Source organism: Micromonospora musae, from assembly GCF_003626545.1.
GTDB lineage: Bacteria > Actinomycetota > Actinomycetes > Mycobacteriales > Micromonosporaceae > Micromonospora > Micromonospora musae.
Genome location: NZ_RAZS01000014.1, coordinates 1 through 17180 on the forward strand (window position 1 = coordinate 1; position 17180 = coordinate 17180).

The window sequence follows — 17180 nt, forward strand, 5'->3', positions numbered from 1 at the left end:
GCCCTCGCCCACCTTCTCGGCGGTGACGATGCCGCCGACCAGGCCGGTCTGCGACTCCAGGTCGAAGGACTGGCGCAGCGAGCTCTCCGGCCGCAGCTTCGTGAGGTCGATCTTCATCCACGGCTTGGGGGGGGGAGGGGGGGTGGGCGCGCGCGGGGGCGGTGAGGGGGTGGTGCGGAATCGGCGGGATAGAGTCGCTGTTTGACCGTTTGCGGCCAGCGGTGGCCGCGGCGTCGTGGCTTGGGGGTAGTGGGTGAGCGAGGCGCGTACGGCCGGGGGGCGGCCCGACACCTCGGCGGAGACGGCCGGCGGGCAGCCGGCGGAGTCGGAGACCACGCTGGTGGTGGTCACCGGGCTCTCCGGCGGCGGGCGTAGCACGGTGGCGCGGGCGTTGGAGAACGTCGGCTACTACGTGGTCGACAATCTTCCACAGGCGCTCATGCTCGACATGGCCGAGCTCGCGTTCAAGGCGGGCGGGGCGGCCCGACGGACGGCCATGGTGCTGGACGTGCGCTCACGTGCGTTCTCCACCGACCTGGCGGGCGCCATCCGGGAGCTGGGCGAGCGGGGCTTCGCCCCCCGGGTGGTCTTCGTCGACGCCGACGACGAGGTGCTGATCCGCCGGTTCGAGAGCGTCCGCCGCTCGCACCCGCTGCAGGGCGACGGGCGGCTGGCCGACGGCATCGCCGTCGAGCGGGGCCTGCTGGCCGAGGCGCGCGAACAGGCCGACGTGATCATCGACACCAGCCACCTCAACGTCAACCAGCTGCGCCGGCGCATCGAGGAGCTCTTCGGCGGCGAGGACGCCCGGCGGCTGCGGGTCACCGTGCTCTCCTTCGGCTTCAAGTACGGCCTGCCGCCGGATGCCGACTTCGTGCTGGACGCCCGGTTCCTGCCCAACCCGTACTGGGTGCCCGAACTGCGCGAGCACACCGGGCGGGAGGAGGCGGTCAGCGCGTACGTGCTGGGCCAGGAGGGGGCGGACGCGTTCGTCTCCACGTACGCCGACCTGGTCAACGCCACCACCGCCGGGTTCGAACGGGAGGGGAAGCGGTACCTGACCGTTGCGGTCGGCTGCACGGGCGGCAAGCACCGCAGCGTGGCGATCGCCGAGGAGCTGGCCGACCGGCTGCGGCACTCCGGGCTCGCCGCCAACGCCCAGCACCGGGACCTGGGGCGGGAATGACGACGAGGGTGGTGGCGTTCGGCGGCGGCCACGGCCTCTCCGCCTCGCTGCGGGCGCTGCGCCGGTGCGCCCCCGAGCTGGACCTGGAGATCACGGCCGTGGTGACGGTCGGTGACGACGGCGGCTCCAGCGGTCGGCTGCGCGCCGAGCGGGGCGGCCTGCCGCCGGGGGATCTGAGGCAGGCCCTGGTCGCGCTGGCCGGCGATCATCCGGCGACCCGGCGCAGCGCGGGGCTCTTCCAGCACCGTTTCACCGAGGTGCCCGGCGTGGGCCCGGGGGACGGGCTGGCCGGGCACGCCGTCGGCAACCTGGTGCTGGTCGGGCTGATGGAGCTGCTCGGCGACCCGGTGGCGGCGCTGGAGCACGCCGGCGCGATGCTCGGCTCGGTGGGCCGGGTGCTGCCGATGTCCTGCCAACCGGTGGGCATCGAGGCGCGGGTGCGCGGCGCCGACCCGGACCGGCCCGACGACGTACGGACGCTCACCGGCCAGCACCAGGTGGCGGTCGCGACCGGGCGGGTGGAGGCGCTGCGGCTGACGCCCGGCGAGCCGGAGGCCTGCCCCGAGGCGGTCGAGGCGATCGGCGCGGCCGACTGGCTGATCTTCGGCCCGGGCAGCTGGTACACGAGTGTGCTGCCGCACCTGCTGGTGCCGCGGCTGGCCGACGCGATCGTGTCCAGCCCCGCCCGCCGGCTGGTCACCCTCAACCTGGCCGCGGAGAAGGAGACGCTCGGGCTCTCCGTGGCCGATCACCTGGCCGCGCTGCGCTGGTACCTGCCGGAGCTGAAAGTGGATCACGTGCTGGCCGACGCCAAGGCGGTCGGTGACCCCGAACCTGTCGAACGTGCGGCAGAATCGCTGGGTGCCCGGCTGGTCCTCGCCCCCGTCGCCGTCACCGACGGCACTCCTCGCCATGATCCAGCGGCCCTGGGCGCCGCACTGGTGCCTGTCCTGGGCGCCGATCGTTAGACACGTACGTAATCTCCGGCGACACGCCGGAACCGGTCCGTGAGGGGACGCACAATGGCGATGACGGCTGCGGTCAAGGACGAGCTGAGTCGGGTCGACGTGCCCAAACCCTGCTGTCGGCGGGCGGAGATGGCGGCCCTGCTGCGCTTCGCCGGCGGGCTGCACATCGTCTCCGGTCGCGTGGTGGTCGAGGCAGAGCTGGACACCGGCGCGGTGGCGCGTCGGCTGCGGCGGGAGATCGCCGAGGTCTACGGCTACCCGAGCGAGATCCATGTGCTCGCCTCCGGCGGCCTGCGCAAGGGCAGCCACTTCATCGTGCGGGTGGTGAAGGACGGCGAGGCGCTGGCCCGGCAGACCGGCCTGCTCGACGTACGGGGCCGTCCGGTGCGCGGCCTGCCGCCGCACGTGGTCGCCGCGAACGTCTGCTGCGCCGTCTCCGCCTGGCGGGGGGCGTTCATGGCGCACGGTTCGTTGACCGAGCCGGGGCGCTCCAGCGCCCTGGAGATCACCTGCCCCGGTCCGGAGTCGGCGCTCGCCCTGGTCGGCGCCGCCCGCCGGATCGGCATCACCGCCAAGAACCGCGAGGTGCGCGGGGTGGACCGGGTGGTGGTCAAGGACGGCGACGCGATCGCCGCGCTGCTCACCCGGATCGGCGCGCACTCCAGCGTGCTCGCCTGGGAGGAGCGCCGGGTCCGCCGCGAGGTACGGGCGACCGCCAACCGGCTGGCGAACTTCGACGACGCGAACCTGCGCCGCTCGGCCCGGGCGGCGGTGGCCGCCGCGGCCCGGGTGACCCGGGCGTTGGAGATCCTCGCCGACGACGCCCCGAACCACCTCACCTCGGCCGGTCAGCTGCGACTGGAGCACCGCCAGGCCTCGCTGGAGGAGCTCGGCGCGCTCGCCGACCCGCCGCTGACGAAGGACGCCATCGCCGGGCGGATCCGCCGGCTGTTGGCGCTGGCCGACAAGCGGGCCCGCGACCTGGGCATCCCGGATACCGAAGCGGCCGTCACGCCCGACATGCTCGTGGTCTGATAGGACGGTGGCGGTCAGCGGAGGCGAGCGGGCCGGCAGGACGGCCCTGCCATCCGCCGTGCCGCGCGACGGGTGCGAAACGCGAGTCGGTCGCCACCCGGCGCAGTGCCCTGTCACGCGCTCGGATAGGGTCGCAGCGTACGGCAAGGGGGCCGGCACCGGTGCTCCGCGCCGCGCGTACCGCCTCGGGCGGTCGGGTCCTCACGGATCGCGGCGGGGTGGCCGAGTTCAACTGTCAACGGCCGGCTCCAACGGTCGGCGCACATCATTCCGCCGGCGCCACGGTCTGCGACCGGCGGACCAGAACGCGAGGAGATGGGACCTGTGACCATCCGGGTTGGCATCAACGGCTTCGGTCGGATCGGCCGCAACTTCTTCCGGGCAGTGCTGGCGTCCGGCGCTGACATCGAGGTCGTGGCGGTGAACGACCTGACCGACAACGCGACGCTCGCCCACCTTGTCAAGTACGACAGCATCCTGGGCCGCCTCGGCCAGGAGGTCAAGGCGACCGCCGACGAGATCACCGTGGGCAGCAAGACCATCAAGGCGTACGCAGAGAAGGACCCGGCGAAGCTGCCGTGGGGCGAGGTCGGCGCCGACGTGGTCATCGAGTCCACCGGTTTCTTCACCGACGCCAGCAAGGCGAAGGCGCACGTCGACGGCGGGGCCAAGAAGGTCATCATCTCCGCGCCGGCGAAGAACGAGGACGTCACGGTCGTCATGGGCGTGAACCACGACCAGTACGACCCGGCCAAGCACACCATCATCTCGAACGCCTCCTGCACCACCAACTGCCTCGCCCCGATGGCGAAGGTGCTGCACGACACGTTCGGCATCCAGCAGGGTCTGATGACCACCATCCACGCGTACACGCAGGACCAGAACCTGCAGGACGCGCCGCACAAGGACCTGCGTCGGGCCCGGGCCGCCGCGCTGAACATCGTGCCGACCTCGACCGGCGCGGCGAAGGCGATCGGCCTGGTGCTGCCGGACCTGAAGGGCAAGCTGGACGGCTACGCGCTGCGGGTGCCGATCCCGACCGGTTCGGTCACCGACCTCACCGTCACGGTCGGCCGGGAGACCACCGTCGACGAGGTCAACGCCGCGCTGAAGGCCGCCGCGGACGGCCCGCTGAAGGGCATCCTCATCTACAACGAGGACGCGATCGTCTCCACCGACATCGTCACCGACCCGGCGTCCTGCATCTTCGACGCGCCGCTCACCAAGGTGATCGGCAACCAGGTCAAGGTCGTCGGCTGGTACGACAACGAGTGGGGCTACTCGAACCGTCTGGTGGACCTGGTCAAGCTGGTCGGTAGCTCGCTGTGAGCATCCGAACCCTCGACGACCTGCTCGCCGAGGGGGTCTCGGGTCGGCGCGTCCTGGTGCGCGCCGACCTGAACGTCCCGCTCGACAAGCAGACCGGTGCCATCACGGACGACGGCCGGATCCGCGCCGTCCTGCCGACCCTGAGCGCGCTCACCGGGGCCGGCGCGAAGGTGACCGTCTGCTCGCACCTGGGCCGGCCGAAGGGCGCGCCGGACCCGCAGTTCAGCCTGCGGGCGGTCGCCGACCGGCTCGGTGAGCTGCTCGGCGCTCCGGTGCACTTCGCCACCGACACCGTCGGCGACTCGGCCCGCTCCACCGTCGAGGCGCTCGGCGACGGTGCGGTCGCCCTGCTGGAGAACCTGCGCTTCAACGTCGGCGAGACCAGCAAGGACGAGGCCGAGCGGAAGTCCTTCGCCGACCAGCTCGCCGGCTTCGGCGAGGCGTACGTCGACGACGCGTTCGGCGCGGTGCACCGCAAGCACGCGAGCGTCTACGACGTGCCGGCCCGGCTGCCGCACTACGCCGGTCGGCTGGTGCTGCGCGAGGTGGAGGTCCTCTCCGCGCTCACCGGCGAGCCGGAGCGGCCGTACGTGGTGGTGCTCGGCGGCTCCAAGGTCTCCGACAAGCTGGCGGTGATCGAGGCCCTGCTGCCGAAGGTCGACCGGCTGCTCATCGGCGGCGGCATGTGCTTCACCTTCCTCAAGGCTCAGGGCCACGAGGTGGGCACCTCGCTGCTGGAGAAGGACATGGTCGAGACCTGCCGCAACCTCATGGAGCGCGCGCCGGGCAAGATCATGCTCCCGGTCGACGTGGTGGCCGCCGACGCGTTCGCGCCGGACGCCGCGCACGACACCGTCCGCGCCGACGGCATCCCGAGCCACCGGTTGGGTCTGGACATCGGCCCGGAGACCGTGGCCGGGTTCGCGGCCGCGGTCAAGGGCGCGAAGACGATCTTCTGGAACGGCCCGATGGGTGTGTTCGAGATGGCGCCGTTCGCGCACGGCACCCGGGGTGTGGCCGAGGCCATCGCCGGTTCCGGGGCGTTCACCGTCGTCGGCGGTGGCGACTCGGCCGCGGCGGTGCGGGCACTCGGGCTGGACGAGTCCTCGTTCGGGCACATCTCCACCGGTGGCGGGGCGTCCCTGGAGTACCTGGAGGGCAAGACCCTCCCTGGCATCGCTGCGCTGGAGAACTGATGGCGGGCCCCACCCGCCGGCCGCTGATGGCCGGCAACTGGAAGATGAACCTCAACCACCTCGAGGCCAACCTGCTCGTGCAGAAGCTGGCGGCGAGCCTCACCGAGAAGCAGCTCACCGACGTCGAGGTGGTGGTCCTGCCGCCGTACACCGATCTGCGTACCGTGCAGACCGCGGTGGAGGGCGACAAGCTGCTCATCGGCTACGGCGCGCAGGATCTGTCGCCGCACGCCTCCGGTGCGTACACCGGTGACATCTCCGGACCGTTGCTGGCGAAGCTCGGCTGCACGTACGTGGTGGTCGGGCACTCCGAGCGGCGGATCCACCATCACGAGAGCGACGCCATCTGCAACGCCAAGGTGAAGGCGGCGCTGACCCACGGGCTGACCCCGATCCTCTGCGTGGGGGAGGGGCTGGACGTTCGCGAGGCGGGTCGGCACGTTTCGCACTGTGCCGTTCAGCTCGAGGGCGCCCTGAGCGGCCTGACCGCCGAGCAGGTCGTCAAGATCGTCGTGGCGTACGAGCCGGTCTGGGCGATCGGCACCGGCAAGACCGCGACTCCGGAGGACGCCCAGGAGGTCTGCGGGTCGGTCCGCGAGCGCCTGGTCGAGCTCTACGACCAGGACACCGCCGCGCAGGTCCGGATCCTCTACGGCGGCTCGGTCAAGGCGTCGAACGTCGCCGCGACCATGGCCCAGCCGGACGTGGACGGCGGGTTGGTGGGCGGGGCGAGCCTGGACGCCGAGGAATTCGCACAGATCTGCCGGTTCCCGGAGCACATCGCTCGCTGATCGCTCGCTATCCTTGACTCCGCCCGTCCGCCGGTCGGTGCCACCGTGCCCGACCTGTCCGGGCGAGGATCGCTACGAGAGGACTGACCCCAGCCATGCTGCCGACCTGGTTCGCATACACGTTGATCGTGTTGCTGATCATCACGAGCGTCCTGCTCACCATGCTGATTCTGCTGCACCGAGGTAAGGGTGGTGGGCTGTCCAGCATGTTCGGCGGGGGTGTCAGCTCCAGCCTCGCCGGTTCCTCGGTGGCGGAGAAGAACCTCGACCGCTACACCGTTCTGGTGGGCATCGTCTGGTTCGCCTGCATCGTCGGGCTCGGTCTCTGGCTCCGCCTGCAGATGAGCAGCGGAGCCTGATCGGCCGGCTCGAGTCGTACAATCTGCGCGCGGTCCGTCACTCGACGGGCCGCGCGCGAACTTTTTGCTGCACCGCGTCGCCCGCCGTCCCCCCTCGCGGCGGTTCCCCTCCGACGACAGGAGCGAGCAGCCGTGCAACATGGCAACGTGATCCGGGGTGCCCGGGTCGGATCCGCCCCCGAACGCCCACCCGAGCGCTACGCGCCGGCTCCGCGCCGCGCGGTCGTCTACTGGTGCCGCAACGGGCACTGGATGGAGATCCTGATCGCCGCAGAAGCCGACGCGCCGCCCCAGTGGGACTGCCGGCGGTGCGGGCAGCCGGCCGGCCGGGACGCGGAGAACCCACCCGGGCGCCAGCGTGCCGAGCCCTTCAAGACGCATCTGGCGTACGTGAAGGAGCGGCGCACCGACGAGGAGGGCGCCGCGATCCTCGCCGAGGCTCTCGCCGCCCTGCACCGCCGCCGCGGCCGGTGACCGCCGCGCCCCGCTCGCCCGCACGAGAACACGGAAAGAGTGGTCATTCCCGAAGGAATGACCACTCTTTCCGTGAACGAGGCGGTGCGGGGGCGCCCGGCGGGTCAGCGCAGGCTGCGGAGGCGGGCCGGGACGTCGGCCGCGGCGGGCCGGTCCAGCAGCCAGAGGGTACGGCTGACGCCTCGCACGCCGGCCGCGGGCAGCTGCACCGGCCCGGCGCCGGCCAGGGCCATGCCGACCGACCGCGCCTTGTCGGCGCCGCTGGCGACCAGCCAGACCTCCTCGGCCGTGTTGATCGTCGGCAGGGTGAGCGTGGTGCGCACCGGCGGCGGCTTCGGGCTGCCCCGCACCGCGCTGACCGGCCGGCTCTCGTAGTGCACCGGGTGCTCCGGGAAGACCGACGCGACGTGCCCGTCCTCACCGACGCCGAGCATCAGCACGTCGAAGTGGGGCAGCTCGGCGGTGCCGGGCCGGGCGGCCGCGGCCAGCTCGGCGGCGTACCGGGCGGCGGCCTCCTCCGGGTCGGGCCCGGCCGGGCCGTCCGACGCCGGCATCGGGTGCACCCGGGCCGGGTCCAGCGGCACCGCGTCGAGCAGCGCCGCCCGGGCCTGGGTCTCGTTACGCTCCGGATCACCGGCGGGCAGGAACCGTTCGTCGCCCCACCAGACGTCGACCCGCGACCAGTCGACCGCGTCCCGCGCCGGCAGGGTCGCCACGGCCCGGTAGACGGCCGCGGCGATCCGGCCGCCGGTCAGCACGACGGCTGCCTGGCCCCGTTCGGCCTGCGCGTCGAGCAGCTTCACCACGAAGCGTGCCGCCACCGCCTGCGCCAGCAACTCGGCGTCCGCGTGGACGGCGACACTCGCCTCACTCATCTTGTGCCTTTTTCATGTCGAGCCGACCGTCCGGCGGTCGGTACGTCGTTGCCCGGGTGGGTGCGGTCACGTCAGCTCTGGCTGGTGCCGGTGTGCGCGGTGACCCCCGCCTCAGCCCGCTGGGCGGTGGCCGGATCCTTCCAGACGTGGACCCGGGTGGCGGGACGCTGCTCCAGCCCGGTGACGCCGGCGATGGTGCCGAGCGCCTCCGCGTAGACCTGGTCGGCGTCGAGCCGGCGCAGCTCCTCGGCCAGCTCGTCGCCGAGCGGCCGGCGGACCAGCGGCAGCTGGCGGTCGTCCTGACCGGTCCGCCGGAAGACGGCGAGGTCGTCCTCCCGGGTCAGCGCGAACTGGTCGCCGTTGGCGCAGCGCAGCTGCACCTCCCGCAACCGGGGGAACTCGTCGGTGGGCTCCAGGCGCGGGCTGATGCCGAGCCGGCTGCCCAGCCAGCCGCACATCAGCGCCGCGGTCGGGTCCTGCCGCGGCGCCACCAGGGTGGCCTCGGTGACTTGCGCCTCGGTGGTGTCGAAGACACCCGCGACGAGGGTGCGCCACGGGGTGATCCGGGTCCAGGCCAGGTCGGTGTCGCCGGGGGCGTAGTCGAGGGCCCGCTTGCGCAGCGCCGCAATCGGATCCATGGCCTGCGCGGTGTCGGTGATCCGCCGGTCGGCCACCACGCCGAGGAAGTCGGTGGCGATCTCCTCCGGCGGTTCGCCGTGCCACCAGGTCACCACGGGCACGTCCGGCACGAGCAGCGGCATGACCACCGACTCGGCGTGCAGCGCCAGCCGGCCGTACATCCGCATGACCACGGCCTCGCAGGGGCCGAGCCGGCCGCCCACGACGATCTCCGCGTCGAGCCGGCTGCGGTCCCGCTCGATCTCGGAGCGGACCACCACCAGCAGCCGGCAGGGGTGGGCGGCGGCGGCGATGGTGGCCGCCGCCTCCGCCTCGCGTACCCGCTTCTCGTCCACCACCACGATGAGCGTGAGCGCCATCCCGCTGGCCACGCCGCCCGCGCTGCGCCGTTCGGCGGCGAGCGCCTTGACCACCTCGTTGCCGGTGGTGTCCCACAGGCCGATCACTGAAGCCTCCCGCTCCGCCGGCTCGCGCCGTCGCGCCGCGACGGCGCGAGCGCCCCGCGGCTGTGCCGAATGGTCCGTCCGCTCACGCCGGTCACGCCCGCCGCCAGCTGCGGCCCTCCCGGGCCACCATCTCGTCGGCGGCCCGGGGGCCCCACTCGCCGGCACGGTACGGCTCCGGCTTGACGCCCGTCCAGGCCCGCTCCAGCGGGTCGACGACCTGCCAGCTCTGCTCGACCTCGGCGGCGTCCGGGAAGAGCGTCCGGTCGCCGATGAGGACGTCCAGCACCAGCCGCTCGTACGCCTCGGGGCTCGACTCGGTGAACGCCTCGCCGTACTGGAAGTCCATCGCGATGTCGCGGACCTCCATGGCGGTGCCCGGCACCTTCGAGCCGAACTTCAGCACCACGCCCTCGTCGGGCTGCACCCGGATGACGAGCTGGTTGTTGCCGAGCGACTCGACGTCGGTCGGATTGAACGGCAGGTGCGGCGCGTTCTTGAACATGATGGCCACCTCGGTGACCCGTCGGGGCAGGCGCTTGCCGGCCCGGATGTAGAACGGCACCTCCGCCCAGCGCCGGTTCTGGATGCCCAGCCGGACCGCCACGTACGTCTCGGTGGTGGAGTCCTGGGGGACGCCCTCCTCCTCGAGGTAGCCGACGGCCCGCTCACCGGCCACCCAGCCGGGCAGGTACTGGCCGCGGACGGTGCCCTGGGTGACGTCCTTCGGCAGGGTGATCGCCTTGAGCACCTTCAGCTTCTCGGTGCGGATCTCGTCCGGGTGGAAGCTCGTCGGCTCCTCCATCGCCACCAGGGCGAGCAGCTGGAGGAGGTGGTTCTGGAAGACGTCGCGGGCCGCGCCCGCCGAGTCGTAGAACCCGGCGCGGCTGCCGATCCCGACGTCCTCGGCCATGGTGATCTGTACCGAGTCGACGTACTTGGAGTTCCAGAGCGGCTCGAAGAGGTTGTTCGCGAACCGCAGGGCCAGGATGTTCTGGACCGTCTCCTTGCCCAGGTAGTGGTCGATCCGGAAGACGTCCTTGCTGGTGAAGACGTTGTCCACCAGGTCGTTGAGCGCCTTCGCCGACGGCAGGTCGTGCCCGAACGGCTTCTCCACCACGACCCGGCGCCAGCCGCCGGACTTGGCATTGTCCGCCATGCCGGTGCGGGCGAGCTGCTTGAGCACCACCGGGAAGGCCGCCGGGGGGATGCTGAAGTAGAACGCCGCGTTGCCGGGGATGCCGTGCGTCTCCCGCAGCTCGTCGAGCGTGCCCGCCAGCTGGTCGAAGGCCTCGTCGTCGTCGAACGACCCACCCACGAACTTGATGTTGCCGGCGAGCCGCGCCCAGACCTCTTCCCGCCAGGGCGTGCGGGCGTGCTTGCGGGCCGCCTCGCAGGCCAGCGTCTCGAAGTCGCCGTCACCCCAGTCTCGGCGCGCGAAGCCGAGCACCACGAAACCCGGGGGCAGCAGCCCACGGTTGGCGAGGTCGTAGACCGCCGGCAGCAGCTTCTTCCGGGCCAGGTCGCCAGTGACCCCGAAGATCACCAGTGCGCACGGCTCGGGAATCCGCGGCAGCCGGCGGTCCTGCGGATCGCGCAGCGGGTTCCCGGCGCTCCGCTCCGACTCTTCCACGTCGCCCATCCTCACGCCCGCAATCCCCGGGCCGCATCGAGCAGCTGGGCCACGCCCGCGGACCGGTCGGTCAGGTGCAGGCGGAGCACCGGGCGGTTCCGCCCGGCGAGCGCCTGCCGGTCACCGGCGGCCTGGGCGGCCTGCAGCTCGCCGAAGGTGTACGGCTTGCCCGGTACCGGCAGGTCCTCGCTCACCGCGCCGGTCAGCTGAAGGTAGCTGCCGACCTGCGGGCCGCCCTTGTGGTACTGGCCGGTGGAGTGCAGGAAGCGCGGGCCCCAGCCGAAGGTGACCGGTCGCCCGGAGGCCTCGGCCAGCAGCGGGCGCAGCCGGGCCGTGTCGGCGTCGGCGAACCGGTCGAGGTACGCCATCGCAGCGAGGTACCCGTCGTCGCCCAGCCCGTCGAGGAGCCAGCGCAGCACGCCGGCCAGGTCGCCCGGGGCGCCGGCCGGGGCGTACACCTCGATCGCGCCCTCGGTGAACGACGGCGTCTCCGCCGGCAGCCCCTCGGCCAGGATCTTGTTGGTGTTCTCCTTGGACTCGGTGACGTTCGGCTGGTTGAACGGGTCGATGCCGAGCACGGCTCCGGCCACCGCGGTGGCGTACTCCCAGGCCAGGAACTGTGCGCCGAGCGGGCCGTTGACCGCGACGTCCGGGTCGCCCCCGCCGCCGGGCACCTCGCCCGCGGCGAGCGCGCCGCCGTAGCTCACCGAGAGCACGTCCGCGCCCTTGGCGCCGGCGCTCTGCGGGGACTCCACCACCACCGGCAGGATGCCGACCCCGGACTTGCCGGTGGACTCGGCGATCAGCTGCTCGGCCCAGTCGCCGAGCCCGTCGATGCCGGTGCCGTCGGAGACCAGGGCGACCTTGTCCCGGCCGTCGGTGGCGGCCGCGCCGAGCGCCGCGCCCAGCGCCAGGGCGGGATTGTCCTTGTCGCCGGTGAGGGTGGCGGCCAGCGCGTCGGCCTGGTCGAGCAGTTCGGAGACCTCCACGCCGGCCAGCGCCGACGGGACCAGCCCGAACGCGGTGAGCGCCGAGTAGCGGCCACCGACGTTCGGGTCGGCCAGCACGGTGAAGGCGCCCATTCCGGCGGCGGTCTCCTCGAGCGGGGAGCCCGGGTCGGTGACGATGACGAAGTGCCGTCCGGCCTCCGCCTCGGTCATCCCGGCGTCCAGGAACGCCTGCAGGTACGCCCGGCGGTGGCTGTCGGTCTCCACGGTCGAGCCGGACTTGCTCGCCACCACCACGACGGTGCGCTCGAGCCGGTCACCGAGAGCAGCGCGTACCTGGCCCGGGTCGGTGGTGTCCAGCACGGTCAACGGCCGGCCGAGCGTACGGGTGATCACCTCGGGGGCCAGCGACGAACCGCCCATGCCGGCGAGCACCACGTGGTCGAGGTCGGCCAGCTCCGCCTTCAGCTCGGCGAGCTGGGGCAGCAGTTCCCGGCTGCGCCGGTGGGTGTCCACCCAGCCGAGGCGGACCTTCGCCTCGGCCTCGGCGTCCGGCCCCCAGAGGGTCGGGTCCTTCGCGGCCAGCTTGGCGGGGACGCCACCGCTGACCAGCGCGTCGCGGGTGGAGGCCGGGGCGGCCTTGTCGACCGCCTCCGCCCCGTGCACGGTCAGTCCCGCGGCCGACTCGGCCGGGGTGGAGAGCAAGTCGCTCACGCGTTGCCCCCCGCCTTCGCCGCCGCCTTGGCGTTGCCCTGCGCCGCCCGGCCCGGGGTGCCCACGCCCTGCGCCGCCGACTCCAGCGACTTGCGTACGCCGTCGAGCAGCTCCAGCCAGCTCGCCTCGAACTTCTCCACGCCCTCGCGCTCCAGCACGTCGATCACCTCGGCCATGTTGACGCCGGCCGCCTCGAGGTCGGAGAAGACCTTGCGAGCGGCTTCGTACTCGCCGGTGATGGTGTCGGCCTGGGTCTCGCCGTGGTCGGCGTACGCCTTGATCACCGACTCCGGCATGGTGTTGACCGTGCCGGGGGCGATCAGCTGCTCGACGTAGATGACGTCCCGGTAGTCCGGGTTCTTGGTCGAGGTGGAGGCCCACAGCGGCCGCTGCGGGTGCGCCCCGGCGTCGGCCAGCGCCTGCCACCGGTCGGAGGAGAAGACCTCGCCGTAGCGCTCGTACGCCAGCTGGGCGTTGGCGATGGCGGCCTTGCCGCGCAGCGCCTTCGCGCTCTCCGAGCCCGTCTTCTCGAGGCGCTTGTCCACCTCTGAGTCGACCCGGGAGACGAAGAACGAGGCCACCGACCCGATCTTGGACAGGTCGTGCCCGTTCGCCTTCGCCTGCTCGAGGCCGGCGAGGAAGGCCTCCATGACCTGCGAGTAGCGGTCCAGCCCGAAGATCAGCGTGACGTTCACGCTGATCCCCTCGGCGAGCGTCGCGGTGATCGCCGGCAGGCCGGCCTCGGTCGCCGGGATCTTGATGAAGAGGTTCGGGCGGTCGACCAGCCACCAGAGGGCCTTCGCCTCGGCGACCGTCTTCTCGCTGTCGTGCGCCAGCCGCGGGTCGACCTCGATGGAGACCCGGCCGTCGACGCCACCGCTCTTCTCGTACGACGGGCGCATCACGTCGCAGGCCCACCGTACGTCGTACGTGGTGAGCATGCGGACGGCCTCCTCGACCTCCACACCCCGGGTGGCGAGGTCCCGCAGCTGCCAGTTGTACTCGTCGGCGTCGCTCAGCGCCTTCGCGAAGATCGTCGGGTTCGTGGTGACCCCGGCCACGTGCTTCTCCCGGCGCAGCTGGTCCAGCCCGCCGGAGGTCAGCCGGGTCCGGGAGAGGTCGTCGAGCCAGATGGCCACGCCGGCGGCGCTCAGCTCGCTCAGTCTGTCCGTCATTTCGTCCACGCTCCCCTTCAGTTTCCGGTCGTGTAACCGGTGATCTCGCCCACCCGGGTCAGCGACGCGCGCGCGGCGGCCACGATCCGGTCGGCGGTGAACCCGAACTGCTCGAAAAGCACGCTGTGCGGGGCGCTGGCGCCGTAGTGCTCCAGGCTGACGCTCTCGCCGCAGTCGCCGACGATGTGCCGCCAGGACATCGCGATGCCCGCCTCCACGCTCACCCGTGCCTTTACCCCGCGTGGCAGGACCGACTCCCGGTAGGCCTCGTTCTGCTCGGCGAACCACTCCTGGCAGGGCATTGAGACGACGCGGGTGGGAATGCCCTCGGCCTCCAGCCGGTCCCGGGCGGTGAGGCAGAGCTGCACCTCGGAGCCGGTGCCGACGAGGATCACCTGCGGCTGGGAGTTGGACGCCTCGGCCAGCACGTACCCGCCGCGGGCCACGCCCTCGGCGCCGCCCAGCGTGCCGCGGTCCAGCGTCGGCAGCGCCTGCCGGCTCAGCGCGAGCGCGGTCGGCCGGTCGGTGTGCTCCAGCGCCACCCGCCACGCCCACGCGGTCTCGTTGGCGTCGGCGGGGCGGACCACGTCGAGGCCGGGGATCGCCCGCAGCGCGGTGAGGTGCTCCACCGGCTGGTGGGTCGGGCCGTCCTCGCCGAGGCCGATCGAGTCGTGCGTCCAGACGTAGATGACCGGCAGCTTCATCAGCGCGGCGAGCCGCACCGAGGGCCGCATGTAGTCGCTGAAGACCAGGAAGGTGCCGCCGTAGGGCCGGGTGCCGCCGTGCAGGGTGATGCCGTTGAGGATCGCGCCCATGGCGTGCTCACGGATACCGAAGTGCAGGGTGCGACCGTACTCGTGACCGGGGAACGCCTTGGTGGCGTGCGCGGCCGGAATGAACGACGGCTCGCCCTTCATGGTGGTGTTGTTGCTCTCGGCGAGGTCGGCCGAGCCGCCCCAGAGCTCCGGCAGGACCGGAGCGAGCGAGTCCAGCACCTTGGCGGAGGCGGCCCGGGTCGCGACGCCCTTGGCATCGGCGGGGAACTCCGGCAGCACGTCCGTCCAGCCCGCCGGCAGGGCCCGGTCGGCCATCCGGTCGTAGAGCGCCTTGCGCTCCGGGTTGGCCTTCGCCCAGCTGCCGAAGGTGGTCTCCCACTGCTGCCGGGCCTGCTCGCCGCGGGTCAGCGTCAGGCGGGCGTGGGCGAGCACCTCGTCGTCGACGGCGAACGTCTGCGCCGGGTCGAAGCCGAGGATCTTCTTGGTGGCGGCCACCTCGTCCGCGCCGAGCGCCGAACCGTGGATCTTGCCGGTGTTCTTCTTGTTCGGCGCGGGCCAGCCGATGATGGTGCGCAGCGCGATGATCGAGGGGCGGCCGGTCTCCGCCTTGGCAGCCAGCAGCGCCCGGTACAGCGCCTCCACGTCCTCGTGGTAGTCGCCCTGGTCGGCGTCGCCGCGGCGCCAGTCGACCGTCTGCACGTGCCAGCCGTACGCCTCGTAGCGCGCCGCCACGTCCTCGCTCTTGGCGATCCGGGTGTCGTCCTCGATGGAGATCTCGTTGTCGTCGTAGATGACGACGAGGTTGCCCAGCTGCTGGTGGCCGGCGAGGGCGCTGACCTCGTGGCTGATGCCCTCCTCGATGTCGCCGTCGGAGGCGATGCACCAGATGTGGTGGTCGAAGGGGGAGGCGCCCGAGGTCTCCGGGTCGAAGAGGCCGCGCTCGCGGCGGGTGGCCATCGCCATGCCCACCGCGTTGCCCAGGCCCTGGCCGAGCGGGCCGGTGGTGGTCTCCACGCCCGGGGTGTGCCCGTGCTCCGGGTGGCCCGGGGTGAGCGAGCCCCACTGGCGCAGCGACTTCAGGTCCTCGAGGTTCAGCGGGTAGCCGGAGAGGAAGAGCTGGATGTAGAGCGTCAGGCTCGAGTGCCCGGCGGAGAGCACGAACCGGTCGCGTCCGGGCCAGGTCGGGTTCGCCGGGTCGTGCCGCATCACCCGGTTGAAGAGGAGGTACGCCGCGGGCGCGAGGCTCATCGCGGTGCCGGGGTGCCCGTTGCCGGATTTCTCCACGGCGTCCATGGCCAACACACGTACGGTGTCGACGGCCCGGCGGTCGAGGTCGGACCAGTTGAGGTCGTTCTCAGATTGGTTGGCAGCCACGTTGGTTGTGCTCCTCGGCAGATGGGCGGAACCCTCATTGGTGACCCTATCGAGCCGTCCTAAACGTCCGCCCGGGGATCACTACATGGTCCTTGGTACTCCGCAGGGGGGATTCGTGGTAGGTCGGAACGTGTGACGACCCGCACCGTTGCCGGGTCGGCCGGGCAGCCAAAACGACAGCGCGTAGTGTGTGGGCGGTGTGGGGCCCGAATCGGGTCCGGCCGATCCGAATCTCCCGCTCCGACGCCGGAAGGTGGCAATCCGTGAGCATGATCACCGAGCGCCCCGTCAGCGACTCCGCCGGGCAGCCGCCCGTGCGGACGGTGGTGGAGGACTCGGTCGCTCCGCGTCGGGACGTCCGGGCGATCGTTGCGGCGTACGTGGCGCTGACCAAGCCGCGGATCGTCGAGCTGCTGCTGGTCACCACGGTGCCGGCGATGATGCTAGCCGCCGACGGGTTGCCCTCGCTCTGGCTCGTCGCCGTGGTGCTGGTCGGCGGATCGCTCGCCGCCGGCGCGGCCAGCGTGATCAACTGCTACATCGACCGGGACATCGACCAGTTGATGCGGCGGACGAAGCGGCGGCCGCTGCCCGCGCACACGGTCTCGCCGCGCAGCGCGCTCGTCTTCGGCCTCACGCTCGCCGTCATCTCCGTCGCGCTGATGGCCACCTTCACCAACCTGCTCGCCGCCGGGCTCACCCTGGCCGCGATCGTGTACTACGACGTGATCTACACGCTCTGGCTCAAGCGCACCACGGCGGCGAACACGTTCTGGGGCGGCGCCTGTGGGGCGGCGCCGGTGCTGATCGGCTGGGCCGCGGTCACCGGCTCGCTCGCGCCGGCCGCCTGGGCGCTCTTCGGGGTGGTCTTCTTCTGGCAGATGCCGCACTTCTACCCGCTGGCCATGAAGTACAAGGACGACTACGCCCGCGCCGGGATCCCGATGCTGCCGGTGGTGGCCTCCACCCGCCGGGTGAACGCCGAGATCCTGATCTTCGCCTGGTTGACCGTGCTGACGTCGCTGGCGGCCTGGCCGCTCGGCATGAGCGTCGTCTACGGCGTGCCGACGCTGGTGGTGGGCGGCATCTTCGTGGTCGAGGCGCACAAGCTGGCCCGGCGGGCGGCGAGCGGCCAGGCGGTCAAGCCGATGCGGCTCTTCCACTGGTCGACGACGTACCTGACCATCGTCTTCGCCGCGGTCGCGCTCGACGCGCTGCTCTGACCGCGGGGCGGCCCGGGCGGGCGGTAAGCGGCGCGATGGTCCC

Annotated in this window: 15 protein-coding genes; 9 read left to right on the forward strand and 6 right to left on the reverse strand. The window is 72.2% G+C overall.

Translation table 11 applies throughout. The features are described 5' to 3' along the window. Positions 1 to 337: 337 nt before the first annotated feature. The 8 genes from rapZ (at position 338) to D7147_RS28595 (ending at position 7338) form a co-directional block, all read left to right on the forward strand. Positions 338 to 1186: an RNase adapter RapZ gene (gene rapZ, locus D7147_RS28560; RefSeq protein WP_120683444.1), complete on the forward strand. Its 849-nt coding sequence runs from the start codon at positions 338 to 340 to the stop codon at positions 1184 to 1186. After that, positions 1183 to 2154 carry a gluconeogenesis factor YvcK family protein gene (locus D7147_RS28565; RefSeq protein WP_120683197.1) on the forward strand — a complete coding sequence of 324 codons (972 nt, stop codon included), beginning with the start codon at positions 1183 to 1185 and terminating at the stop codon, positions 2152 to 2154. Before rapZ ends, D7147_RS28565 begins: the two co-directional genes overlap by 4 nt. Positions 2155 to 2208: 54 nt before the next feature. Next, positions 2209 to 3189, forward strand: a complete 981-nt coding sequence (gene whiA, locus D7147_RS28570) for a DNA-binding protein WhiA (RefSeq protein ID WP_067304387.1) — start codon at positions 2209 to 2211, stop codon at positions 3187 to 3189. Positions 3190 to 3513: 324 nt separating this feature from the next. Then, complete coding sequence (gap, locus tag D7147_RS28575; RefSeq protein ID WP_120683199.1) at positions 3514 to 4518, forward strand: type I glyceraldehyde-3-phosphate dehydrogenase; 1005 nt, start codon at positions 3514 to 3516, stop codon at positions 4516 to 4518. Continuing rightward, the gene (locus D7147_RS28580; RefSeq protein WP_120683201.1) at positions 4515 to 5714 is read left to right on the forward strand and encodes a phosphoglycerate kinase; all 1200 of its coding nucleotides are present in this window, start codon (positions 4515 to 4517) and stop codon (positions 5712 to 5714) included. The genes gap and D7147_RS28580 overlap by 4 nt, the downstream gene beginning before the upstream one ends. After that, complete coding sequence (gene tpiA, locus D7147_RS28585; protein ID WP_120683203.1) at positions 5714 to 6505, forward strand: triose-phosphate isomerase; 792 nt, start codon at positions 5714 to 5716, stop codon at positions 6503 to 6505. The genes D7147_RS28580 and tpiA overlap by 1 nt, the downstream gene beginning before the upstream one ends. A gap of 98 nt (positions 6506 to 6603) precedes the next feature. Further along, positions 6604 to 6864 (forward strand): preprotein translocase subunit SecG, encoded by a 261-nt coding sequence (gene secG / locus D7147_RS28590; RefSeq protein WP_120683446.1) that lies wholly within the window; start codon positions 6604 to 6606, stop codon positions 6862 to 6864. Between the two features lie 132 nt (positions 6865 to 6996). Beyond that, positions 6997 to 7338, forward strand: coding sequence for an RNA polymerase-binding protein RbpA (locus tag D7147_RS28595; protein WP_120683205.1), 342 nt, complete (start codon positions 6997 to 6999; stop codon positions 7336 to 7338). Positions 7339 to 7442: 104 nt separating this feature from the next. Here the strand turns inward: D7147_RS28595 and pgl are convergent, their stop codons facing one another. From pgl to tkt, 6 genes are all read right to left on the reverse strand, one after another. Beyond that, positions 7443 to 8213: a 6-phosphogluconolactonase gene (gene pgl, locus D7147_RS28600; protein ID WP_120683207.1), complete on the reverse strand. Its 771-nt coding sequence runs from the start codon at positions 8211 to 8213 to the stop codon at positions 7443 to 7445. Positions 8214 to 8284: 71 nt separating this feature from the next. Then, positions 8285 to 9298 (reverse strand): glucose-6-phosphate dehydrogenase assembly protein OpcA, encoded by a 1014-nt coding sequence (locus D7147_RS28605; RefSeq protein WP_120683209.1) that lies wholly within the window; start codon positions 9296 to 9298, stop codon positions 8285 to 8287. 91 nt (positions 9299 to 9389) lie between these two features. After that, positions 9390 to 10937 carry a glucose-6-phosphate dehydrogenase gene (gene zwf / locus D7147_RS28610; RefSeq protein WP_120683211.1) on the reverse strand — a complete coding sequence of 516 codons (1548 nt, stop codon included), beginning with the start codon at positions 10935 to 10937 and terminating at the stop codon, positions 9390 to 9392. Between the two features lie 2 nt (positions 10938 to 10939). Further along, on the reverse strand, positions 10940 to 12589 hold the full coding sequence (locus tag D7147_RS28615; protein WP_120683213.1) for a glucose-6-phosphate isomerase: 1650 nt from the start codon (positions 12587 to 12589) through the stop codon (positions 10940 to 10942). Next, positions 12586 to 13764 carry a transaldolase gene (gene tal, locus D7147_RS28620; RefSeq protein WP_120683215.1) on the reverse strand — a complete coding sequence of 393 codons (1179 nt, stop codon included), beginning with the start codon at positions 13762 to 13764 and terminating at the stop codon, positions 12586 to 12588. The genes D7147_RS28615 and tal overlap by 4 nt, the downstream gene beginning before the upstream one ends. A gap of 17 nt (positions 13765 to 13781) precedes the next feature. Further along, entirely contained in the window at positions 13782 to 15935 is a 2154-nt protein-coding gene (tkt, locus tag D7147_RS28625; RefSeq protein ID WP_407663399.1) for a transketolase, read from the reverse strand. Between the two features lie 242 nt (positions 15936 to 16177). Between tkt and D7147_RS28630 the strand changes: the two genes are divergently transcribed. Then, positions 16178 to 17137: a heme o synthase gene (locus D7147_RS28630; protein ID WP_120683219.1), complete on the forward strand. Its 960-nt coding sequence runs from the start codon at positions 16178 to 16180 to the stop codon at positions 17135 to 17137. Positions 17138 to 17180 lie beyond the last annotated feature (43 nt).